General features: G+C 64.8%; 24 protein-coding genes. 14 read left to right on the forward strand and 10 right to left on the reverse strand.

What is annotated here, in order from left to right; all coding sequences use genetic code 11:
- Positions 1-44: 44 nt before the first annotated feature.
- The 4 genes from ACOAPY_RS15200 to rpoE form a co-directional block, all read right to left on the reverse strand.
- Entirely contained in the window at positions 45-1466 is a 1422-nt protein-coding gene (locus ACOAPY_RS15200; RefSeq protein ID WP_465153847.1) for a DegQ family serine endoprotease, read from the reverse strand.
- Between the two features lie 88 nt (positions 1467-1554).
- Positions 1555-2478, reverse strand: a complete 924-nt coding sequence (locus tag ACOAPY_RS15205) for a MucB/RseB C-terminal domain-containing protein (protein ID WP_465153848.1) — start codon at positions 2476-2478, stop codon at positions 1555-1557.
- A gap of 8 nt (positions 2479-2486) precedes the next feature.
- Positions 2487-3068: a sigma-E factor negative regulatory protein gene (locus ACOAPY_RS15210; RefSeq protein ID WP_465153849.1), complete on the reverse strand. Its 582-nt coding sequence runs from the start codon at positions 3066-3068 to the stop codon at positions 2487-2489.
- A 31-nt stretch (positions 3069-3099) separates the two neighbouring features.
- Positions 3100-3681 (reverse strand): RNA polymerase sigma factor RpoE/AlgU, encoded by a 582-nt coding sequence (gene rpoE / locus ACOAPY_RS15215; RefSeq protein ID WP_021699277.1) that lies wholly within the window; start codon positions 3679-3681, stop codon positions 3100-3102.
- A 351-nt stretch (positions 3682-4032) separates the two neighbouring features.
- Here rpoE and nadB point away from each other — a divergent pair, with 351 nt between their 5' ends.
- Positions 4033-5649 (forward strand): L-aspartate oxidase, encoded by a 1617-nt coding sequence (gene nadB / locus ACOAPY_RS15220; RefSeq protein ID WP_465153850.1) that lies wholly within the window; start codon positions 4033-4035, stop codon positions 5647-5649.
- Here the strand turns inward: nadB and ACOAPY_RS15225 are convergent.
- Both ACOAPY_RS15225 and ACOAPY_RS15230 read right to left on the reverse strand, forming a co-directional pair.
- Positions 5618-6070 carry a protein YgfX gene (locus ACOAPY_RS15225; protein ID WP_465153851.1) on the reverse strand — a complete coding sequence of 151 codons (453 nt, stop codon included), beginning with the start codon at positions 6068-6070 and terminating at the stop codon, positions 5618-5620. The genes nadB and ACOAPY_RS15225 overlap by 32 nt on opposite strands.
- Positions 6054-6308 (reverse strand): FAD assembly factor SdhE, encoded by a 255-nt coding sequence (locus tag ACOAPY_RS15230; protein ID WP_021699280.1) that lies wholly within the window; start codon positions 6306-6308, stop codon positions 6054-6056. Before ACOAPY_RS15230 ends, ACOAPY_RS15225 begins: the two co-directional genes overlap by 17 nt.
- A gap of 119 nt (positions 6309-6427) precedes the next feature.
- On the opposite strand from ACOAPY_RS15230, the gene ygfZ reads away from it, so the two are divergent.
- From ygfZ to ACOAPY_RS15245, 3 genes are all read left to right on the forward strand, one after another.
- A complete protein-coding gene (gene ygfZ / locus ACOAPY_RS15235; RefSeq protein ID WP_465153852.1) occupies positions 6428-7369 on the forward strand; it encodes a CAF17-like 4Fe-4S cluster assembly/insertion protein YgfZ in 942 nt (313 codons plus the stop codon).
- 110 nt (positions 7370-7479) lie between these two features.
- Positions 7480-8316 carry an HDOD domain-containing protein gene (locus tag ACOAPY_RS15240; RefSeq protein ID WP_076579355.1) on the forward strand — a complete coding sequence of 279 codons (837 nt, stop codon included), beginning with the start codon at positions 7480-7482 and terminating at the stop codon, positions 8314-8316.
- Positions 8317-8475: 159 nt separating this feature from the next.
- The gene (locus ACOAPY_RS15245; protein WP_465153853.1) at positions 8476-9231 is read left to right on the forward strand and encodes a substrate-binding periplasmic protein; all 756 of its coding nucleotides are present in this window, start codon (positions 8476-8478) and stop codon (positions 9229-9231) included.
- Here ACOAPY_RS15245 and ACOAPY_RS15250 read toward each other — a convergent pair.
- Positions 9228-10610, reverse strand: coding sequence for a sensor histidine kinase N-terminal domain-containing protein (locus tag ACOAPY_RS15250; RefSeq protein WP_465156822.1), 1383 nt, complete (start codon positions 10608-10610; stop codon positions 9228-9230). The genes ACOAPY_RS15245 and ACOAPY_RS15250 overlap by 4 nt on opposite strands.
- A gap of 1 nt (position 10611) precedes the next feature.
- Positions 10612-11283: a response regulator gene (locus tag ACOAPY_RS15255; RefSeq protein ID WP_076579358.1), complete on the reverse strand. Its 672-nt coding sequence runs from the start codon at positions 11281-11283 to the stop codon at positions 10612-10614.
- A gap of 206 nt (positions 11284-11489) precedes the next feature.
- Here ACOAPY_RS15255 and ACOAPY_RS15260 point away from each other — a divergent pair, with 206 nt between their 5' ends.
- The 8 genes from ACOAPY_RS15260 (at position 11490) to ACOAPY_RS15295 (ending at position 18255) form a co-directional block, all read left to right on the forward strand.
- On the forward strand, positions 11490-12755 hold the full coding sequence (locus ACOAPY_RS15260; protein WP_465156824.1) for an OprD family porin: 1266 nt from the start codon (positions 11490-11492) through the stop codon (positions 12753-12755).
- Positions 12756-12785: 30 nt separating this feature from the next.
- Positions 12786-13760 carry a Bug family tripartite tricarboxylate transporter substrate binding protein gene (locus ACOAPY_RS15265; protein ID WP_465153854.1) on the forward strand — a complete coding sequence of 325 codons (975 nt, stop codon included), beginning with the start codon at positions 12786-12788 and terminating at the stop codon, positions 13758-13760.
- A gap of 125 nt (positions 13761-13885) precedes the next feature.
- Entirely contained in the window at positions 13886-14332 is a 447-nt protein-coding gene (locus tag ACOAPY_RS15270; RefSeq protein ID WP_465153855.1) for a tripartite tricarboxylate transporter TctB family protein, read from the forward strand.
- A 1-nt stretch (position 14333) separates the two neighbouring features.
- Positions 14334-15842: a tripartite tricarboxylate transporter permease gene (locus tag ACOAPY_RS15275; protein WP_272793121.1), complete on the forward strand. Its 1509-nt coding sequence runs from the start codon at positions 14334-14336 to the stop codon at positions 15840-15842.
- Positions 15826-16851 (forward strand): AbrB family transcriptional regulator, encoded by a 1026-nt coding sequence (locus tag ACOAPY_RS15280; protein ID WP_465153856.1) that lies wholly within the window; start codon positions 15826-15828, stop codon positions 16849-16851. The genes ACOAPY_RS15275 and ACOAPY_RS15280 overlap by 17 nt, the downstream gene beginning before the upstream one ends.
- Positions 16852-16949: 98 nt before the next feature.
- Positions 16950-17429: a DUF2938 domain-containing protein gene (locus ACOAPY_RS15285; RefSeq protein WP_465153857.1), complete on the forward strand. Its 480-nt coding sequence runs from the start codon at positions 16950-16952 to the stop codon at positions 17427-17429.
- 14 nt (positions 17430-17443) lie between these two features.
- Entirely contained in the window at positions 17444-18031 is a 588-nt protein-coding gene (locus ACOAPY_RS15290; protein WP_465153858.1) for a flavodoxin family protein, read from the forward strand.
- Positions 18028-18255 (forward strand): DUF2798 domain-containing protein, encoded by a 228-nt coding sequence (locus ACOAPY_RS15295; RefSeq protein ID WP_465153859.1) that lies wholly within the window; start codon positions 18028-18030, stop codon positions 18253-18255. The genes ACOAPY_RS15290 and ACOAPY_RS15295 overlap by 4 nt, the downstream gene beginning before the upstream one ends.
- A gap of 33 nt (positions 18256-18288) precedes the next feature.
- On the opposite strand, the gene ACOAPY_RS15300 is transcribed toward ACOAPY_RS15295, so the two are convergent.
- A complete protein-coding gene (locus ACOAPY_RS15300) occupies positions 18289-19032 on the reverse strand; it encodes an SDR family NAD(P)-dependent oxidoreductase (RefSeq protein ID WP_465153860.1) in 744 nt (247 codons plus the stop codon).
- A gap of 62 nt (positions 19033-19094) precedes the next feature.
- Complete coding sequence (locus tag ACOAPY_RS15305) at positions 19095-19442, reverse strand: hypothetical protein (RefSeq protein WP_465153861.1); 348 nt, start codon at positions 19440-19442, stop codon at positions 19095-19097.
- 455 nt (positions 19443-19897) lie between these two features.
- Between ACOAPY_RS15305 and lepB the strand changes: the two genes are divergently transcribed.
- Together lepB and ACOAPY_RS15315 are read left to right on the forward strand one after the other, a co-directional pair.
- Entirely contained in the window at positions 19898-20431 is a 534-nt protein-coding gene (lepB, locus tag ACOAPY_RS15310) for a signal peptidase I (RefSeq protein ID WP_465153862.1), read from the forward strand.
- A 59-nt stretch (positions 20432-20490) separates the two neighbouring features.
- Positions 20491-22197 (forward strand): ATP-dependent nuclease, encoded by a 1707-nt coding sequence (locus tag ACOAPY_RS15315; protein ID WP_465153863.1) that lies wholly within the window; start codon positions 20491-20493, stop codon positions 22195-22197.
- Positions 22198-22437: the final 240 nt, after the last annotated feature.

Raw genomic sequence — 22437 nt, forward strand, 5'->3', positions numbered from 1 at the left:
CATGAAAAGGGCGGCCAAAGCCGCCCTTTTCACTCGCCGGCCGTTTACTCGGCCAACTTGAAGGTAATGAAGCTGGCGCGCCCCTGACGCAGCACGCGCATGGACACCGAGCGGTTGACCGGCAGCGCCTTGGCCACTTCGGCAAACTGCTTGGCAGAAGTGATGGCCTGATTGTTCAGGTGCGTGATGATATCGCCGGGGCGCAGACCGATCAGCGCTGCCGGGCCGTTCTGCACGTCCTTGATGACCACGCCACCGCGCAGGTCGAGCGCTTTCTTCTGCTCGCCACTCAGCTCCACCACCGAGACGCCCAGCCGATTGCTGCTGCGCTCGACACCCTCGGCAGCGCCCAGCGCGACCTCCTCGCCCTCTTCAGGGAGAGCGCCAATAGCCAGTTTGATGGTCTTGCGCTCGCCCTCGCGCACCACTTCCAGAGCGGCCTGCTCGCCAGGCTTGAGCGCCCCGACCAGGTGCGGCAGATCGGCCGACATGACGATCGGCTGGCCGTTGAGGCTGAGGATCACATCGCCGACCTGCAGACCACCCTTGGCTGCGGGGCCCTCCTCGAGCACCTGAGCCACCAGGGCGCCGGCCGGCTTGTCCAGCCCGAAGGACTCGGCCAGATCCTTGTTGACCTCCTGGATCACCACACCCAGCCAGCCTCGGCTGACCTTGCCCGCGCCCTTCAGCTGATTGGCCACATCCATCGCCACATCGATCGGAATGGCAAAGGACAGCCCCATGAAGCCGCCGGATCGGGTGAATATCTGCGAGTTGATGCCGACCACCTCGCCGTCCAGATTGAACAGCGGGCCGCCGGAGTTACCCGGATTGATCGCCACGTCGGTCTGGATGAAGGGCACGTAGTTCTCGTTGGGCAGGCTGCGTCCCTTGGCGGAAACGATGCCGGCGGTCACCGAGTGGTCGAAGCCGAACGGCGAGCCGATGGCCAGCACCCACTCGCCCACCTTGAGCTCATCCGACTTACCCAGCTTGACCGTGGGCAAATCCTTGCCCTCCACCTTCAACAATGCCACGTCGGAACGCGGATCCGCGCCAATCAGCTTGGCTTCCAGCTCACTGCGGTCGGACAGGCGCACAATGATCTCGTCGGCATCGGCCACCACGTGATTATTGGTCAGTACATAACCGTCATCGGAAATGATGAAACCCGAGCCCAGCGACTGCGCCTCGCGTTGCCGGCCGCCAGGGCCACGCGGCATCTGCGGGACATTGCGCTCGAAGAACTCGCGAAACATCGGCGGCAGCCCTTCGAGATCCGGAATCTGTCCCTGGATCGCCACGTCGCGCTGCGGCAGCTTCTGCCGGGTACTGATGTTCACCACGGCAGGTGAGGCTTCCTGCACCAATTCAGTGAATTCAGGGAGTTCGGCCTGCGCCAGGGACACCTGCCCCAACAGCAACAGGGCACACAGGCCAGTGAACGAGGATTTCAGGCTACTCATGGACATCAGCTCCATCCACTCGGAAGACAGGACAAATTCGCACCCGCTCGGAGTGCATGAATCACCCGGCGGTCGCGACCATCGAAACTCACTGTGCGCTCTTGGCGTCACCGCCCTGCATCGACAGGGCCACACGCTCTGCGGTGCCCAGGGGGATTTCCCCCACCACGGTGACCATCACATCACCTTCGGCGGTATTCATGCGCCGGGACACCACGGCCGTCGGCCCAAACTGGCTGCGCGCGTCTTCGGCGGCAGCACCCCGCAGCGGCTCGAGGAAAATACTGAAGCGCGCCAGTCCGTCGCCGTAGAGCAAGTAGGCCACCGGCTCGGGAGACAGCGGGCTGGTTCTCTCCAGCGCCTGGTTCAACTCGAAACCAGGCGGCACCCAGCCGGCCTGCCAGGATTGCGAAAGGCCGGGTGACTTGTCGAAGCTGACCGGCTTGCAGGCAGCGCTCGGTTGCAACGCATCCTCGCTCTCGAAGGGCGCCAGGCTGATGAACTGGAAGCGCTCCAGCAACTGACCCTTCTCGTTGATTAACAACGATTTCAGCGGCAGCGCCGTCTCGTCATCCAGATGCAATTCGAAGGCGTAGCGATGGCGGTCGCGGGGAATCAGCGCCAGCACAGTGGCAGTGCGACCGGCAACCCGCGAACCGCCCAGCACGCGGAGGTCGTAGTGCTGCTGCAGCTGCGCCGCATTCAGCTCACGAGCCGGCCACTGCGCCTCGACCGCGTGCCCAGCCAGGGCGTCGGTCATGCACTGCGGACGTCCGTCGACCCGCAGAACTTCCTGAGCAGGGCCATCGAGCTGCAGCAAGCGCTCGCTTATCGCGTTCTCGCCCCCCTTGTGCCAGACGGCATGGGTGGAGAAGCTGCCGTTGCGCTCGTAGATGAAGGTGCCCTGAAAACTCTGATGTTCGGCCTGGGTCAGGCGCTGCAGCCAGTTCTCGGCAGCCTGGACGGGCTGGACCAGACAGCTGCCGAGCATGGCGAGAAGGACGACGCGCATAGAGGCTCTCAGCGGTTTTCCAGGCTGGCGGCACGGGCATAGGGCAGGACCGAATCATTCCCGCTGGCAGCCGCCTGTTGCGCATGCTGGCGCAGGTAGTTCGGCAGACGCTGCTCATACCAGCCGGAGGCAGGCTGCTGCACGTTCTGCCGCACCGGCGCGGCGGACTCGGTATAGCCTGCCAGCACCGCCGGCCCCTGCACCTGCGGCAGGGTCAGACTCGGCTGACCGGCCTGCTGGGCCAACTGAGCACCGGACAGCTCGTCCTGATTGTAGAAACGCACACCGGCCAGCACCGCCAGGGTCACGGAAGCGGCTACCGCCACGCGTCCGAGGGTACGCCAGGAACGCTTTACGGCAGGCGCAGGCACCGCCTCTTCGGCCAGCGCGGCGGAAACCGCCGCGGCGATATCCAGGCGCGGCTCCAGCAGCTCCTTGTGCATCACCGCGCGGGCAATCTGGTAGCGCGACCAGGTGCCTCGCAACTCGGCGTCGTCGCCGGCGGCAGCCAGCACTCGACGCAGCTCCAGTTCGTCCGCTTCGTTATCCATCACCGCGGACAGCGATTCCTGCAGGGCTTCACGACTCATGGCGTTTCCTCTCTTGGCTGTCGCCGCTGTCTCAGGCTTCCTGCAGCAACGGCTGCAGGGCTTTATCGATGGCCTCGCGAGCACGGAAGATCCGTGACCTCACAGTGCCGACCGGACACTGCATCACATTGGCAATGTCCTCATAACTCAGACCGTCGAACTCGCGCAGGGTGAGCGCCGTACGCAGGTCTTCCGGCAACTGCTGGATGGTTCGATGCACGGTGGCCTCGATCTCATCCCGCAACATGGCGCGCTCCGGCGACTCGATGTCCTTCAGGGCATGATCGCCCTCGTAAAACTCGGCATCCTCGGCGCTGACATCACTGTCCGGCGGCCGACGACCGCGCGAGACCAGATAGTTCTTCGCCGTGTTGATGGCAATGCGGTACAGCCAGGTATAGAACGCACTATCACCGCGGAAGTTGCCCAACGCCCGGTAGGCCTTGATGAACGCTTCCTGGGCGACATCCTGCGCCTCATGACTGTCATGTACGAAACGCACCACCAGACCGAGAATCTTGTGCTGGTACTTGAGCACCAGCAGATCGAAGGCTCGTTTGTCGCCCCGCTGCACACGCTCGACCAGCTGCTGATCGTCTTCCTGGGCTAGCATGAATACTCCTCGTTCGCCTCGGAAGGAGTCAGCATCGTCCAGTCTGTCGGTCTGCCAAGATAGACTCGGGTGCTGTGCAAAAGTTCTCCCCTCCGAACAAGCTTCGCGAGGCCTGCGAGGCCTGCGCAAAACGGAGCAGCGGCTGGGTCCAGCCACTGCCCGAATGATCCTTGCAGTCGACCCACTGACCGCCCGACAAGGGTAGCCATGATGCCGACAACTTCCTTTGGAACCTGACTGACTAAGAAAGTTCCGATTCGCATTATTGCGTCATAAGCCTGGCTATTGTGCGTCTGCCCCCCTCTATATACTAGGCGGCGCCATTTCGACCCCCCGCGGAACCAGCAGTAGATGAGCCAACATTATCAGCATGACGTCCTGGTCATCGGCAGCGGCGCTGCCGGCCTGACCCTGGCCCTGACCCTGCCCGGGCACCTGCGCATCGCCGTGCTGAGCAAGGGTGACCTGGCCAATGGCTCCACCTACTGGGCCCAGGGCGGCGTGGCGGCCGTGCTGGACGACGCCGACACCGTCGAGTCCCATGTCGCCGACACCCTCAACGCCGGCGGCGGCCTGTGCCGCGAAGACGCCGTACGCTTCACCGTCGAGCACAGCCGCGAGGCCATCCAGTGGCTGATCGAACAGGGCGTCCCCTTCACCCGTGACGACGAGCAGGAGCGCGAGGACGGTGGCTTCGAGTTCCACCTCACCCGCGAAGGGGGCCATAGCCACCGGCGCATCATCCACGCCGCCGATGCCACGGGCGCCGCGATCTTCAACACCCTGCTGCAGCAGACCCGCCAGCGCGCCAATATCGAGTTGCAGGAACAGCGGGTGGCGGTCGACCTGATCACCGAGCGCAAACTCGGCCTGCCCGGCCAGCGCTGCGTAGGCGCCTATGTGCTCAACCGCACCAGCGGCGAAGTCGACACCTACCACGCGCGCTTCGTCATCCTCGCTACCGGCGGCGCGGCCAAGGTCTACCTCTATACCAGCAACCCGGACGGCGCCAGCGGCGACGGCATCGCCATGGCCTGGCGCGCCGGCTGCCGGGTCGGCAACCTGGAGTTCAACCAGTTTCATCCGACCTGCCTGTACCACCCGCAGGCCAAGAGCTTCCTGGTCACCGAGGCCCTGCGCGGCGAAGGCGCGCACCTCAAGCTGCCCAACGGCGAACGCTTCATGGAGCGCTTCGACCCGCGCGCCGAACTGGCCCCGCGCGACATCGTCGCCCGCGCCATCGACCACGAGATGAAGCGCCTGGGTATCGACTGCGTGTACCTCGACATCAGCCACAAGCCGGCCGAGTTCGTGAAGTCGCACTTCCCTACCGTCTACGAGCGCTGCCTGACCTTCGGCATCGACATTACCCGCCAGCCCATTCCGGTGGTGCCGGCGGCGCACTACACCTGCGGCGGCGTGGTCGTCGACCAGCACGGCCACACCGACGTACCGGGCCTGTACGCCATCGGCGAAACCAGCTTCACCGGCCTGCACGGCGCCAACCGCATGGCCAGCAACTCGCTGCTCGAATGCTTCGTCTACGCCCGCTCGGCCGCCCAGGACATCGTCGCACAGCTGGATCGGGTACCGATGCCGCAGGGGCTGCCAGCCTGGGATGCCAGCCAGGTGACCGACTCGGACGAAGACGTGATCATCGCGCACAACTGGGACGAACTGCGGCGTTTCATGTGGGACTACGTCGGCATCGTGCGCACCAACAAGCGCCTGCAACGCGCCCAGCACCGGGTGCGCCTGCTGCTCGATGAGATCGACGAGTTCTATTCCAACTACAAGGTCAGCCGCGACCTGATCGAGCTGCGCAACCTGGCCCAGGTCGCCGAGTTGATGATCGAATCGGCCATGCTGCGCCGCGAGAGCCGCGGCCTGCATTACACTCTGGACTACCCGGACCTGCTGCCCGAGGCCCGCGACACTATCCTGGTGCCGCCCACCTACGCCGGCTGAACTTCAGGCGCACGCGCAGATGCCGGTGCGCCTCGCGCGTCAGTGCATCACGCGGGATACACAGGCCACGCACGCGCCGCTCACCAACCAGGCGAAAGCGCAGCACCACGGCGAGTGGCAGCGCCAGGCTGTCCGGCCGCAGCTGCACCGACTGCCAGCCATTGCGCGCGCTGAACAGCTGCCAGCCCTCCTCGTCCCGGCGCAGACCGGTGAAGGCCGACGGATGGCGCAGCAGAATCTGCCGCGGCAACGTCCAGGCCGCATACCCCAGGCAGGCCAGCACACCGAGCGCAGCGCCCCAGAGGGGCAGATCGATGACCAATAGGGTAAGCAGCGCCAAGCCGAGCGCCGCCAGGTAGAGCGTCAGCAGCAGGCGCGAGGCCTGCCAGTGACATTCGAAGTGCTTACTTGGGCTGGACACGATCCAGGATCATGCGAACCATGCGGCGCAGATCGGCATCCTCGGGCTCACCGCGCTGCATGAACCAGCCGAACATGTCCTGGTCCTCGCACTCCAGCAGCTTGCGGTAGCGCGCCTGGTCCTCGGCGTCGAGGCTGGGGTAGACCTCCTTGACGAAGGGCACCAGCAGCACATCCAGCTCCAGCATGCCGCGGCGGCTATGCCAGAAGAGTCGGTTCAGTTCGGTCGCGTCGGCCATGCAGCAGGCTCCTGTGCAAAGGGGCGCAGTATAACGGCGCGCGGCGCGCTCGGCACCCGCTGACAAGGCGCCGGACGGCCTCTATGATGACGGCCTGACTTATTGCCCAGCGATCGCCCATGGCCGACTCTGCCTTCTTCACCCCGCTCAATCACGAAGCCCTGCTCGCCGTACGCGGCCCGGACGCTGCCAAGTTCCTCCAGGGCCAGCTCACCTGCAACCTCAACTATCTCGACGAACGGACCTCCAGCCTGGGCGCCCGCTGCACGCCCAAGGGCCGCATGATCTCCAGCTTCCGCATCGTCCAGGAAGGCGACGGCTACCTGCTGGCGCTGGCCAGCGAACTGCTTGAAGCGCAACTGACGGATTTGAAGAAATACGCGGTGTTCTCCAAGTCCAGCCTGGCCGACGAATCCGCCGCCTGGGCCCGCTTCGGCCTCAGCGGCGGCGATGGTGCGCTGGTGAGTCTCGGCCTGGACCTGCCACAACAGGCCGATGCCGTAGCCCGTGCCAATGGCCTGCTCGCCCTGCGCCTGCCCGGCGGCCGGGCAGAACTCTGGGCCCCGGCCGCACAGGCCGAAAGCCTGCAGGCTCGCCTGGCTGCCCAACTGCCGGAGGCCCCGCTCAACGACTGGCTGCTCGGCCAGGTACGCGCCGGCATCGGCCAGGTGTTCGGCGCCACCCGCGAGCTGTTCATCCCGCAGATGATCAACCTACAAGCCGTCGGCGGCGTCAGTTTCAAGAAGGGCTGCTACACCGGCCAGGAAATCGTCGCGCGCATGCAATACCTCGGCAAACTCAAGCGCCGCCTGCAGCGCCTGAGCCTACCCCGGGGCGAACAGCCGGCCGTAGGCAGCGAACTGTTCTCGCCAGTACACGGCTCCAGCGTCGGCGAAGTGGTCCTGGCAGCCGGTAACGGTGGCGGCGCCGAGCTGCTGGCGGTACTGCAGGAAGATGCCGTCGCCGATGGCCGCATCCACCTGGGAAGCCCCGAGGGCCCAGCCCTCGAACTGCTGGAAATGCCCTACCAACTGGACGCAGATCGCGAAATCCAGCGCTAGGTAAAAAAGCTGATGCATGATCCCGGGCAAACGCGGTACAACCCGGGCAGACCCGAACACAGTCCGCCTCAGCACCTAAACTGAGGCAGTCGAGCGACCCGAGAAGCGAAATGAGCAAGCTTGCCGAGAAAGTCCAGGAAGAACTGATCCAGGCCATCGAGAACGATGAACTGGTACTGCCGACCCTGCCGGAAGTCGCATTGAAGGTGCGCGAAGCGGCCGAAGACCCGAATGTCAGCATCCCTGCCCTGAGCAAAGTGATCGGCAACGACGCAGCCCTCACCGCGCGCATCATCAAGGTGGTGAACAGTCCGCTGCTGCGCACCAGCAAGGAAATCACCGACATCCAGATGGCCGTCAGCCGCCTGGGCATCAACTACACCTGCAACCTGGCCACCGGCCTAGCCATGGAGCAGATGTTCCAGGCCACCAGCGATGTGGTCGACCGCAAGATGCGCGAAGTGTGGAACAAGAGCACCGAGATCGCCGGTATCTGCCACGTCCTGTGCCGCCATTACACCAAGCTGATGCCCGATCAGGCCACCCTGGCCGGCCTGGTCCACCAGATCGGCGTGCTGCCGATCCTCACCTATGCCGAAGAGAACAACGCGCTGCTGGCCGACTCGATCAGCCTCAACCATGTGATCGAGAAGATCCATCCGATCATCGGCGACCGCATCCTGCGTGCGTGGGAGTTCCCCGAGCCGATCGCCATCGTGCCCAGCCAGCACCTGAACTTCAGCCGCAACTCGGCCAAAGTGGACTACGTGGATATCGTTCAGGTCGCCACCCTGCAGAGCTACCTGGGCAGCGAGCACCCCTACACCCAGCTGGACTGGAGCCAGATTCCGGCCTTCGCCAAGCTCGGCCTCGACCCGAATGTCGACATGCAGGCCGACGAAGATCTCTCCGCCGCCATGGAAGCGGCCACCAGCATGCTGCAGTGAGGCACGGGCGACCCTCCGTCGCCCGCCCCACCCCGGCAAGGCTGATCCTGACTAGACTGCAAGCAAGCCCGGCGCGCGCCGGGCGGCGTCAACGGAAGCACGCCACGGCCCCGAAGGAATCGGGGTCGCAATGCTGGGTTCTGGGTAAGGAAATATCTCATGCGCCTGCTGCCACTGCTGTTCGCCTTGCTCCTGCCGCTGGCCGCCACGGCCGATGAAGTCCGCCTGACCAACGGCGAATGGAGCCCCTACCTCGGCCAGAACCTGCCCCACCACGGCGTTGCCTCGCGCATCGTCGAGGAGGCCTTCGCCCTGGAAGGCATCCGGGTCAGGTGGGAGTTCTACCCCTGGGCTCGCGCCCTGCGCAGCGCCGAGCGCGGCAAGAGCGATGGCAGCGCCGTGTGGCTGCGCAGCCCCGAACGTGAGAAGACCTTCTACATCAGTGACCCTGTGGTGGAGAGCGGCTTCTACCTGTTCCACCGCAAGGACCGCCCCCTCAACTGGCAACAGGCCGCCGACCTCGCGCCGCTGCGCCTCGGCGGCGCCATCGACTATGACTACGGCCAGGCCTTCCAGCAGGCCGAGCGCGACGGCCTGCTCAAGGTCAAGCGCCTGAGCAGCGAAGAGCAGGGCCTGCGCATGCTGCTGGCCGGCCGCCTAGATGCCTTCCCGATGGACAAGGTGGTGGCCTTCGACATGCTGCACAGCCAGTTCAGCCGCGAGGAGCGCCTGCGCCTGTCCTTCCATCCGCTGCCACTGCGCAGCGACAGCCTGCACCTGCTGCTCTCGAAGCAGGTGCCCGGCAACGCCGAACGCATGGCGCGCTTCAACCGCGGCCTCAAGGCCCTGCAGGACAGCGGCAAGGTCAGCCAGTACCTGCTGGAAATCCAGCAGCCGCTGAGCCTGACCTACTAATAGGCCGGCGGAAAACTCACCCGCACCCGCAAGCCGCCCAGCGCGCCCTGCCCCAGCTCGATCTCGGCGCGATGGGCGCGGCAGATCTCGCCGACAATCGCCAACCCCAGCCCGGCCCCGCCGGCATGCGGATTGCGCCGATAGAAGCGCTCGAATACCCGCGCGTGCTCCTCCGGCGGAATGCCGGGGCCATCGTCCTCCACCTCCAGCAGCGCCGGCGCCAGCACCCGCACCACCACGTTGCCACCCGGTGTATGAGCCAGCGCGTTGTCCACCAGGTTGTAGATCAGCTCGTGTAGCAGCATCGGCTCGCCGCGCAGCCACACCTCGGTATGCGCTTCCAGTGCCAGGGCGATGCCACGCTGGTGCGCCAGAGGCGCCAGGGCCATGCCCAGCTCGCGGGCCAGCTGGGCCAGTTCGACCCGCTCGGCGCCGCCCTCGGCCACGGCGCGGGCGGCACGCTCGATACGCGCCAGCGACAGCAGCTGATTGGCCAGGTGGGTGAGGCGGTCGGTGCTCTGCGCCGCCTTCTCCAGGGTGCTGTGCCACAGCGCCGGCTCGCGCTCGCGCAGGCCCAGCTCGATGCGCGCCTTGAGCGCCGCCAGCGGCGTGCGCAGCTCGTGGGAGGCGTCGGTGATGAACTGCGCCTGGCGTTCGAACTGCTGGCGCAGACGCTCGGTGAAGTGGTTGAGCGAGGCCACCAGCGGGCGCAGCTCGTCCTGCACCTGAACCATCGGCAGCGGCTGCAGGTCGTCCGGCTGGCGCTCTTCCACCGCCGTGCGCAGGCGCTCCAGCGGACGCAGCGCGGCACTCACCGCCAGCCCCACCAGGGCCAGGGTGATCAGTGCCAGCAGGCCCATGCGCCACAGGGTATCGAGCAGCAGGCCACGGGCCATACGCACCCGCGCCACGTCGGTCTCGGCCACGCGGATTTCCGCCATGCCGTTCATCCCCGGCTCGGAAACCGGCTGCAGCAGGCTGACCAGGCGTACGCCGACGCCATCGAATTCACCGTCATAGAAGTGCGCCAGCGCCGGGTAGTCATCGGTACGCGGCGTGCCGGGCGGCGGCGGCGGCAGACCGTCGTAGCCGGACACCACGCGCCCCTCGAGGTCGCTGACCTGATAGAAGATGCGTCCCTCCAGGTCATAGGCGAAAGGGTCCAGCGCCACGTAGGGCACGTCGGCGCGCAGCTTGCCATCCTCGGTGTAGAGTCCGTCGGCGATGGCCCGCGCCGAGGCCAGCAGGGTGCGATCGTAGGCCGCGTCGGCGGCATGGCGACCATTCCAGTAGGCGCTGAGGCTGCCGATCAGCAGCGGAATGGCCAGCAGGATGGCCAGCCGACGCAAAAGCCGGCCACGCAGGCTGCCCGCCGCCAGCTCAGTCACCGGTGGCTTCCAGCAGGTAGCCCAGGCCACGGAAGGTGACGATGCGCACCGCATCGCCTTCCAGCTTCTTGCGCAGGCGGTGCACGTAGATCTCGATGGCATCCGGGCTGGCGTCCTCGTCCAGGCCGAACACCTGGTCGGCCAGCTGCTCCTTGCTCATCACCCGTCCGGGGCGGGCGATCAGCGCCTCCAGCACCGCCTGCTCGCGCGAGGTCAGGTTGAGCAACTGCGCGCCCAGGGTGAAACGCCGGGTACCCAGGTCGTAGACCAGCGCGCCACAGCGTTGCTGCTGCTCGCCGCCGAGCACGCTACGGCGCAGCAGCGCCTTGACCCGCGCCTCCAGCTCGGTGAGTTCGAAGGGCTTGGCCAGGTAGTCGTCGGCGCCCAGGTTGAGACCATGCACACGGTCCTTCACCTCGCCGCGTGCGGTCAGCATCAGCACCGGCAGGGTCTTGCCGCGTCCGCGCACGCGCGCCAGCACCTCGAAACCGTCGAGCCGCGGCAGGCCCACGTCGAGCACCGCCAGGGCGTAGTCCTCGCTGGCCAGGGCGTGCTCGGCGGCCACCCCGTCGTGCAGCACATCGACGGTCAGTCCGGCGCCGCGCAAGGCCTGGGCCACGCTCTCGGCCAGGGGCAGATGGTCCTCGACCAGCAGGATTCGCACGGCAGCACACTCCGAAGTCTTGTCGTTATGCGCCGAGTTTAACCAGCGCGGGCGGCCTGTGAAGGGCGCCGCCGGTTTCTTTCACCCTGAAAGCCTGGCGAAAGTTTCGCCCCCTAGGATCGCGACCAGGGTGGCTCGATCCACCCGTAAAACGCCGGGAGCGTGGTTGCCCCGGCGTGACAAGAACAACAATCGGAGACCACATGATGCGATCTGCCCATCGGCAGGCCTCGGCGCCTGTTCGTCGCTTCAGCCTCACCCTGCTCGCCTGCGCCCTGGCGCCCGCCTCGCATGCCGCTTTCATCGAAGACAGCAGCGCCACCCTGACCACCACCAACATCTACCTCAACCGCGACTTCCGTGAAGGCGATGGCCAGAACAAGCGCGAGGAATGGGGCCAGGGCTTCCTGCTCGACGTCCGCTCCGGCTACACCGACGGTACCGTCGGCTTCGGCCTCGACGCCCTCGGCATGCTCGGCCTCAAGCTCGACTCCGGCAAGGGTCGCACCGGCACCGATCTGCTGCCGGTGCAGGACGACGGCGGCACCCCGGACCAGTTCGGTCGCCTCGGCCTGACCGCCAAGGTCAAGCTCGCCGAAAGCGAGTTCCGCTACGGCTCGCACATCCCCGAGCTGCCGGTGGTCAAGGCCAGCGACAGCCGCCTGCTGCCGCAGGTGTTCGAGGGCGGCCTGCTGACCTCCAGCGACATCGACAACCTGAGCTTCACCGGCGGGCGCCTGGACAAGGTGATCGACCGCGCCTCGACCAACTCCGAGGACCTCATCCTCAACAGCAAGAACAGCCGCTTCGCCAGCGGCGTGACGGCCGAGCACATGGACCTGGCCGGCTTCGATTACAGCTTCGCCAAGGGCCTGACCGGGCGCTACTACTACGCCGACGTCGAGGACATCTACCGCCAGCACTTCCTCGGTCTGCTCGCCAGCCAGCCTCTGGGCGGCGGCACCCTGAGCGCCGACCTGCGCGTCTCGATCAGCGACGACAGCGGCTCGGCCAAGGCCGGCAAGGTCGACAACAACGCCTGGAACGGCCTGGTCTCCTACGCCCACAGCGGCCACAAGGTCGGCCTCGGCTACCAGCACCTGACCGGCGACACCGGCTTCGCCTACCTCGATGGCAGCGACCCCTTCCTGGTCAACTTCGTGCAGATCAACGACTTCGCCAACGCCGACGAGCGCTCCTGGCAGGCCCGCTACGACTTCGACTTCGCCGGCCTCGGCGTGCCCGGCCTGAGCTTCATGACCCGCTACATCAAGGGCGACAACGCCCAGGTCAGCGGCAGTGATGAAGAAGGCCGCGAGTGGGAACGCAACATCGAGTTCAAGTACGTGGTGCAGAGCGGTCCGCTCAAGGACCTCTACGTGCGCCTGCGCAACGCCAGCTTCCGTTCCAGCTTCGCCCGCGACGCGGACGAAAACCGTCTGATCGTCGGCTACAGCCTGCCGATCTGGTAAGCCACAATAAAACTCCACAGGAGAAAGATCATGAAGACTGCCTTGTCGCATATCGCCCTGGCCCTCGGTGCCCTCGCCCTCAGCAGCCAGCTGCTGGCCGAGCCCAAGCGCCCCGAGTGCATCGCCCCGGCCAAGCCCGGCGGCGGTTTCGACCTGACCTGCAAGCTGGCCCAGAGCGGCCTGAAGGACAACGGCCTGCTCCAGGCGCCGATGCGCGTCACCTACATGCCTGGCGGCGTCGGTGCGGTAGCCTACAACGCCGTGGTGGCGCAACGGCCGAAGGACGCCGGGACCATCACCGCGTTCTCCTCCGGCTCCCTGCTCAACCTGGCCCAGGGCAAGTTCGGCCGCTATGACGAGAACGCCGTGCGCTGGCTCGCCGGCATCGGCACCGACTACGGCGCCATCAGCGTACGCGCCGACTCGCCCTACCAGACCCTCGACGACCTGGTGCAGGCGCTGAAGAAGGACCCGGGCAGCATCGTCTTCGGCGCAGGCGCCACCATCGGCGGCCAGGACTGGATGCAGACCGCGCTGATCGCCCGCGCTGCCGGCATCGACCCGCAGAAGCTGCGCTACGTGGCCTTCGAGGGCGGCGGCGAAACCCTCACCGCCATGCTCGGCGGTCATGTCCAGGTCACCTCCAGCGGCCTCGGCGAAGTCACCCCGCAACTGGCGGCGAACAAGATCCGCGTTATCGCCGTGCTCTCCGAGCAGCGCCTGCCGGGCAAGCTGGCCAACCTGCCGACCGCCAAGGAGCAGGGCTACGACATCACCTGGCCGGTGATCCGTGGCTTCTACATGGGCCCGGAAGTCAGCGATGCGGACTACGCCTGGTGGAAGGGCCAGTTCGACACCCTGCTGGCCAGCCCCGAGTTCGCCAAGCTGCGCGAACAGCGCGACCTGTTCCCCCTGAGCATGACCGGCGACGAGCTGAAGGCCTACGTGTTCAAGCAGGTGCAGGACTACAAGACCCTGGCCGGCGAATTCGGCCTGGTCCAGTAAGGCCTCCCCTCTCCCCCCGGGAGAGGGTGTCCCACAGGGCCGGGTGAGGGCATCGCATGCCCCTCACCCCTAGCCCCTCTCCCGGCGGGAGAGGGGAACCACCATCCTTGCTCAGGAATACCACCATGTACGTCCGCCTGTTCGCTGCGGTGTGGCTGCTCGTCTGCGCCTTTCTCGCCGTGGTCGCCTGGGGCTTCCAGGCGCCCTTTTCCTATGACCCGGTCGGCCCACGTGCCTACCCCCTGCTGTTGCTGGCACTGATGGCCGCCGCCGCCCTGTGGCTACTGTGCAAGCCAAGCGGCGAGCCGACCCTGCCGATCTCCTGGGCGCTGGCGCGCAAGGTCGCCCTGTGCATCGGCGCCCTGCTGGCCTACGCCCTGCTGTTCGAGCCACTGGGCTTCGTGCTCAGCACCGCCCTGGCCGGCTTCGGCCTCGGCCTGCTGTTCGGCGGCCGCCTGCTGCCCAGCGCCCTCAGCGGCCTGCTGATGGGCACCCTGCTGTATGGCCTGTTCGATTACCTGCTGGACGTGCCGCTGCCGCTCGGCCTGTTCGCCGCCTTCGTGGAGAGCTGAAATGGAAACGCTGAATTTCTTGATGCAGGGCTTCGACGTGGCCACCCGGCCGGTCAACCTGCTGGTGGCGCTGTTCGGCGCCTTCGTCGGCACCGTGGTCGGCCTGCTGCCGGGCCTGGGCCCGATCAACGGCGTGGCGATCCTGCTGCCGCTGGCCTTCGCCCTCGGCCTGCCGCCGGAGACCGCATTGATCCTGCTGGCCGCCGTGTACCTGGGCTGCGAGTACGGCGGGCGTATCTCGGCCATCCTGCTCAACGTACCGGGCGACGCCGCAGCGATCATGACCACCCTCGACGGCTACCCGCTGGCGCGCCAGGGCAAGGGAGGCATCGCCCTGTCGCTGTCGGCCATGAGCTCGTTCATCGGCAGCACCATCGCCACCATCGGCGTCGTCCTGTTCGCGCCGATCCTGGCCAACTGGGCGGTGGCCTTCGGCCCGGCCGAGTACTTCGTGCTGATGGTGTTCGCCATCGCCTGCCTGGGCGGCATGGTCGGCGACAAACCGGTCAAGACCCTGCTCGCCGCGCTGATCGGCCTGGGCCTGGCCACGGTCGGGGTGGACGCCACCACCGGGGTTTACCGCTTCACCTTCGACAGCGTCGGCCTGTCCGACGGCATCCAGTTCGTCATCGTGGTGATCGGCCTGTTCAGCGTCAGCGAGGTGCTGCTGATGCTCGAACACACCACCAGCGGGCAGAAGGCAGTCAAGGCCAGCGGGCGCATGCTGTTCAACTTCAAGGAGTTCGCTTCGGTCTGGTGGACCACCCTGCGCAGCTCGCTGGCCGGCTTCGTCATCGGCGTGCTGCCGGGCGCCGGCGCGACCATTGCCAGCGCCATCACCTACATGAGCGAGAAGCGCATGGCCGGGGCCAACGGCCGCTTCGGCGACGGCGACCTGCGCGGCGTGGCGGCACCGGAAGCGGCCAACAACGCCTCGGCCTGCGGCTCGCTGATCCCCATGCTGACCCTCGGCGTGCCGGGCTCGGGCACCACCGCGGTGATGATCGGCGCCCTGACCCTGTACAACATCACCCCCGGCCCGCTGCTGTTCGAGCAGCAGCCGGACGTGGTCTGGGGCCTGATCGCCTCGCTGTTCATCGGCAACGTCATCCTGCTGGCGATGAACATCCCGCTGGTCGGCCTGTTCGCCCGCATGCTCAGCGTGCCGAGCTGGATCCTGGTGCCGGCGATCACCATCGTCAGCCTGGTCGGCGTGTACGCGGTGCACAGCACCACCTTCGACCTGGTGCTGATGATCGGCCTCGGTGTGTTCGGCTACCTGCTGCGCAAGATGGACTTCCCGCTGTCGGCGCTGATCCTCGGCTTCGTCCTCGGCGAGCTGATGGAATCCAACCTGCGCCGCGCCCTGTCGATCAGCAACGGCGACCTGGCGATCCTCTGGTCCAGCCCGATCACCGTCGCGCTGTGGGGCCTGGCCCTGCTGATGCTGGCCCTGCCCGGCCTGCGCTGGCTGCGCAAGCGCCGCTCGCTGCGTGCCGCGCATGCCTAAGTGGTGGCTCACGCCGCTGGCCGGTGCGGCCGGCGGCGCCCTGGCCAGCCTGATCGGCTGGCCTTTGCCATGGATGGTCGGCTCCCTGCTGGCGGTGATTCTGCTGCGCTGCCTGGGCGGCCTGGACCTGCGCGAAGTGCCCGGCGCGCGCAAGGGCGGGCAGTGGCTGGTGGGCACCGGCATCGGCCTGCACTTCAGCCCGGCGGTGCTGGAGCAGGTGCTGGCCCACGGCGGTCTGCTGCTGGCCGGCGCCCTGCTCACCAGCCTCACCAGCCTGATCGGCATTGCCCTGCTGCGCGCGGCCGGCCACGACCGCGCCACCGCCTTCTTCGCCAGCATGCCCGGCGGCGCCAGCGAGATGGTTAACCTCGGCCAGCGCAACGGCGCCCAGGCCGGCGAGGTGGCGGCCGGACAGAGCCTGCGCCTGCTCCTGGTGGTGCTCCTGGTGCCGGCGCTGTTCCAGTGGTGGCTGGGCGCCGCACCGACATTGGCGCACGCGCACAGCCACAGTCAGCCCCTGGCGCTGGTTGCACTGCTGATTGGCGGCGCGCTGCTGGCCCTGCTCGGCCAGCGCCTGCGCCAGCCCAACCCCTGGCTGCTCGGGCCGATCCTGTTCGCCGCCGGCGGCGCGGTCTGGCTGGACCAGCCGCTGAGCCTGCCGTCCGGTACCAGCGAGCTGGGCCAGTGGCTGATCGGCAGCGCCCTGGGCTGCCACTTCAGCCGCGAGTTCTTCCGCCGCGCACCGCGCTTCCTCGCCCTGGTGCTGGCCGCCACGCTGCTGGCCATGTGCGCCGCCGCCCTAGCCGCCGAGGCCCTCGGCTGGCTGGGTGCGCTGGATCAGCGCTCGCTGATGCTGGGCATGATGCCCGGCGGCATCGCCGAGCTGAGCCTGACCGCCGAGGCCCTGGCCCTATCGGTGCCACTGATCACCGGGCTGCAGGTACTGCGCCTGATGTGCGTGCTGTTCCTTGCCGAACCGGCCTTCCGTCTGTGGCAGAGACAGCGCTGAACCGTCGGTCGGCACCCCGCAAGAAAACCTGTTGACCTCAAGTCAACTTGAACTCGTAGAGTCGTTTCACCCCCCTGAACGACTCCTGCGAGGTTCCCGTGCAAGACATCCTGCTGCTCACCGCCATCGGCGCCGGCGCCACCCTGGTCATGGACGCCTGGTTGCTGCTCCTGAACAAATGCGGCATCCCCACCCTCAACTTCGCCTTTATCGGCCGCTGGGTCGGCCATCTGCCACGCGGCCAGGTGATGCACGCGGCCATTGCCCGCTCCGCGCCCATCCGTGGCGAACGGGCACTCGGCTGGGCGATGCACTACGCCACCGGCATCGCCTTCGCCGCCCTGCTGCTGGCACTCACCGGCCCGGCCTGGGCGGCCGCCCCCAGCCTGCTGCCGGCGCTGGCCCTGGGCATCGCCACGGTCGCCGTGCCGCTGCTGCTGATCCAGCCGGCCATGGGCGCCGGCATCGCCTCATCGAAAACGCCAACGCCGCTGCGCAACTGCCTGCGCAGCATCGCCAACCACGGCGTGTTCGGCCTCGGCCTGTACCTGAGCGCCGCGCTGATCGCCGCCCTGTAAACGGAGTATTCGTCATGCACCGCATCGCCATCCTGTACCACAGCGCCCACGGCCACACCGAACACATCGCCCGCTGCATCGGTGACGGCATCCAGCAGGTCGCCGGCCTGCAGACCGACCTGCTGCAGGCCCAGGACCTGCTCGCACACCCCGAAGACCTGCTCGCCTACGACGGCCTGATCCTCGGCTCGCCCACCTACCTCGGCGGCGTCTCGGCACCGCTCAAGGCGCTGATGGACGCCACCGGCGGCCTGTGGCGCCAGCAGCGCCTGCGCGGCAAGCTGGCGGCCGGCTTCACCGTGTCGGCGCTGCCGGCCGGCGACAAGCAGTCCACCCTGCTGTCGATGTTCACCTTCTGCATGCAGCACGGCATGCTCTGGGTCGGCAACCCGATCCTGCCCGAGCAGCACCAGGGCGTGCCCTATGACGAGGCGGCCAACCGCCTGGGCTCCTGGTCAGGATTGATGGCCCAGGCGGACAAGGCCTCCCCCGGCCACGCCTTCGCCCCCGGCGATATCAAGACGGCGCACCTGTTCGGCCAGCACTTCGCCCACACCCTGCTGCGCCTGCACGCCGGCGCCAGCCTGGAGCGCGCCGAATGATCCCGCCCAGGTACGCCCCGCAGCTGTTCGCCCTGATCCTCTCCGGCCTGATGTCGCTGCTGGTTTCGGCTATCGCCACCCTGCGTGCCAGCGGGCTGGGGCCGCCGTTCATGGGCATCTGGCTGGGCGCCTGGCTGACGGCCTGGCTGTTCGCCTTCCCGACCGTACTGCTGGTAGCGCCGCTGACCCAGCGTCTGGTGCGCCTGCTGGTGCGCCAGGGCTGAAGCCGATGGCACGCTGCCGCGTGCCACAGCCTTTCAGCGCAAGGTGTAGCCCTTGTCCACCACCCAGTCCTGGCCATACACGCCACGGGCGCCCTGGGACAGCTGGAACAGCACCACCTCGGCCACCGCCGCGGCGCTGAGGAACTCGCCATCCACCAGGCGCGTATTGACCTCGCTGGCCACACCGGCCAGCGCCTCGTCCGGCAGGCCCAGGCTGTTCCAGATCGGCGTGGCCGTCGGCCCCGGCGATACCAGGTTCAGGCGCACGCCTTCGCCGGCATGCTCCAGCGCCAAGCTGCGCACCAGCGCGGACAGCGCCGCCTTGCTGGCGATGTAGGCGCCCAGGCCGACAAAGCCAAGCTGGCGCAGGAAGGTACTGATGAACACCACCGACGCCGGCTGTGCCAACTGCGCCTTCAATGCGTAGAAGGTGTTCACTGCGCCGGCGCCGTTGACCCGCCACTGAGCCTCGAACGCCTGCAGGTCACTGCCCGGCGCCAACCGGGCGATGCCCGCATTGGGCACCAGGTAATGCACCTCCCCCAGCTCGGCGGCGCCCGCCGCCAGGGCGTGCAGCGACGCCTCGCGGGTCACGTCGCCCTCATGCCAGTAAAGCCGCTGAGGATAGCGTTCCAGCAGTGGCGCCAGTTCGCCCAGGCTGCGCGACATCGCCAGCACCCGTGCGCCACGCTCAAGCAGTTGCTCACACACGGCCAGACCGACACCGGAACTGGCGCCCGTCACTACCGCCAGGCGCTGTTCAAATTCATTGTTCATCACTTACCTCGAAAGCCGAGAAGAAGGGGCCGCTCCGGGCCTGGCCCGGAGCGCCGTCAGGATCAATGGGAATAAAGCCGGCCCTGGCGCAGGTCGACCTGCTGACCACGTTCGAAGCGCCGCTGCGGCGAGCGCACCCAGCGCTTCTCACCGGCCTCGTCACGCACCCGGTAGGCGGTGCCACTCTGCCCGCTAGCGCGCTGCACCTGCGCCCCGGACCAGCCACCCACGGCCGCGCCGACTACAGCCCCAACCGGCCCACCGGCGGCGGCGCCGACCATCAGCCCGGTCAACCCACCGAAACCGGTGCCGACCGCGTTTTCTTCCCGCTCCGCCACCACCTCAGCGGCCTGGAGGGATTGCATGGCCAACAGGCCGGTTGTGAAAGCAAGCAAGGCAAGGTGTTTCATCTGAGTACTCCTGAGTTGGGCATTGCGCCTGGAGTCACTCAGCTTTCGTGCCAGGTATTTTTCTTCTTAATTTCAATTACTTGATAAGCATATAGGTCGATATGACAGCTTCTGCCTGCGGTTGATAGGACACTCATAGAGGTCGGAATGACAACTAAACGGTACTTTCCCACCGTCTATGTCCGCCAGTACCTTTATGAACAACCGTCAGGAGACCCCTGATGGCCAGAAGTGGTCAGTCTTGTCGATTAACAAATCCGTCCTCTTGTGTTCTCGATACGGACCAAGGAAGGGGCCGCGACCTGCGCGCAAGCTGAACGCATGGACAGCTTGCGTACCTCCCCCTCGATTGGCTAAGTTCCGGAAACACTAATGGCGATGCGCCAGCCGTCGGCGCCACGCGACTACAACGGAAGTAGGCCCTCTCGAAGGGCTCGGTAGTAGAGGGAAGCGCGATGCGCCTTGGCTTCTGGCAACTCTTCTCCACGCTGGCCCGGCTGGTGGCCGGCACCTATTTCGTCAACCCCCTCTCCGTGCCCAGCCAGGACCCGCGCCTGCGGCTGCTGGGTATCGCCCCCTTAACCCTTGCTGCCAACTCGATGGCGCCGGCGCTGGTCGCGGGCGACCACATCGTCGCCAATGCCTGGGCCTATCACCTTGGCCAGCCGCAGCGCGGTGATGCGGTGGTGTTTCGCCATCCAAAGATGCCGCAAATCACCTACGTGAAACGCCTGATCGGGCTGCCCGGCGAGCGAGTAGCCATTCGCGGCGGCACGGTGTTCATCGATGGCAAGGCGCTGGTAGAGCCTTATATCTTGGACAGGCCGGAAGATCGGAAGCCCAGCACCTCGGAAATGGCAGAGCGAGTGGTATCGGAGGGGGAGTTTTTTGTATTGGGGGATAACCGGAATGACTCGAATGACAGCCGGTACTGGGGGATGGTGCCGGTGGGGAAACTGGTAGGCAAGGCGGGAATATCAAATCAATAAAACATCAGCCCGCTATAGAAAACCACACCATTACCAAGCCATCTTAAGAGCCAACACAAATGAGACTGCTAAGTTTCTCTATAAAAAATTATCGAAGCATTACCAAGGCCCACAAAATTGCCCTATCCCAATCATCAGTTCTTGTCGGAAAAAATAACGAGGGAAAATCAAACGTTCTCCACGCACTAACTCTCGGACTCGAACTAATAAAGCAATACCCCGCCAAAAGATCACGACAGCTAAGATCAATAGACTCCGGCCGCATGATATTGAGGCGCGCTGGCTTCGAGTGGGAAAAAGACTTTCCGATATCTTTTCAGTCACGAAACAGACCAGCGCCATGCGTACTGCGCCTTGAGTTCTCATTGGACTCCAATGAGATTGAAGAACTTTATGAACGCATAGGAAGTAGAGTCAACGGCAGCCTACCAATTGAGATCACCATTGCAAATGGCGCAGATTACGACCTCAAGGTAGTTAAAAGCGGCCCGGGATCAGCCACCATCTCCAAGAATTCTTCAAAAATATGCTTATTTATCGCCGAAAGACTAGAATATAACTACATCCCCGCAATAAGAACTGCCGGTGAAGCGGTGAAGGTTGTTGAGGAAATGGTTGCAAACGAGCTCGCAGCCTTAGAGAAAGACGAACGATATCAAAAAGCAATGGAGGATATTGCCAACCTCCAAGAGCCTATACTTGAAAAAATATCCAATTTAATTACAACCCCTCTGAGAGAGTTCGTACCACAAATTGAAAGCGTCAGTGTTACAGTATCAAGCGAGGCACGCAGACGAGCACTCACCAAGTGCGACATTGTAATTGATGACGGAATTAAAACCTCCATAGAGAGAAAGGGTGATGGTGTCAAAAGCTTGGCAGCCATTAGCCTTCTTCAAGGAGTTGGGGACTCAGTAGAATCTAAAATATTAGCACTTGAAGAACCAGAATCTCATTTGCACCCTGGAGCCATCCATCGACTCAAAGACATTATCGATGACCTCTCACAAAAACACCAAGTAATAATAACAACTCACTGCCCCGTCTTTGTCAATAGAGCAAATATCAACTCAAACGTTGTCATCGACAACAATAGCGTCAGACCAGCAAAACAGATAGATGAAGTTCGCGAGATACTAGGAGTAAGAGTTTCGGACAACCTTCATCACGCTCGATTAGTTTTACTAGTTGAGGGTGACACAGATGCCATATCCATTAGATCTATCTTGGAAACCTCATCCACTCCTCTAAAGAGAGCTCTTAAAGAAGGCCTACTTATAATAAAATCCTTAGATGGAGCATCAAAACTCTCATTCAATGTTCATCTTTATCAAGGAATAATGTGCGATATACATGCCTTCATTGATGACGACCAATCCGGCCGAACTGCCGCACAAGGGCAACTCGACAAAGGAAGCCTTAAAGAATTTGAGATCCATCTAGCAAACTGCAAAGGCAAGATCGAAGCAGAGTTTGAAGACCTTGTTGACCCCAAAATTTACAGCGACTCCGTTCTTGCAGAATTTGGCGTAAACCTCCTAAACGACGCCACATTCACAAGAAGCAAAATGAAGTGGTCTACCAGAATTGCCGAAACCTTCAAATCCCAAAGCAAGCTATTCACACCCAGCACTCTTAAAAAGCTAAAGACGATGGTATCTGAATCTGTCGAAAAGCATGGACACACCGCAATAAACAAACACCACCTCAGTACTACAGAAAACCTATGCAAAGCACTTGAGTCTAGGATCTCAAAATATAACTAACCAATTATCTCAAGACACAAAAACAGGATAATCAGGGACAGACCACGATTTAGCGGCCGACGCATCAGTGCCAAATCGCCGCACTTTCCTCGGCTGGAACGCCAGATTTCGCCTTGTACGGCGAGTCACTTTCTTGTTGCTTGCCCAACAAGAAAGTAACCAAAGAAGAAGGGCACCCGACATCCGGGTTTGGCGGCTACGCCACCAAACTCCCCTCGCTCCGGTGCCGCTCCGGGGGCC

Source organism: Pseudomonas stagnisoli (assembly GCF_048595745.1).
GTDB classification, from domain to species: Bacteria; Pseudomonadota; Gammaproteobacteria; order Pseudomonadales; family Pseudomonadaceae; genus Aquipseudomonas; species Aquipseudomonas alcaligenes_A.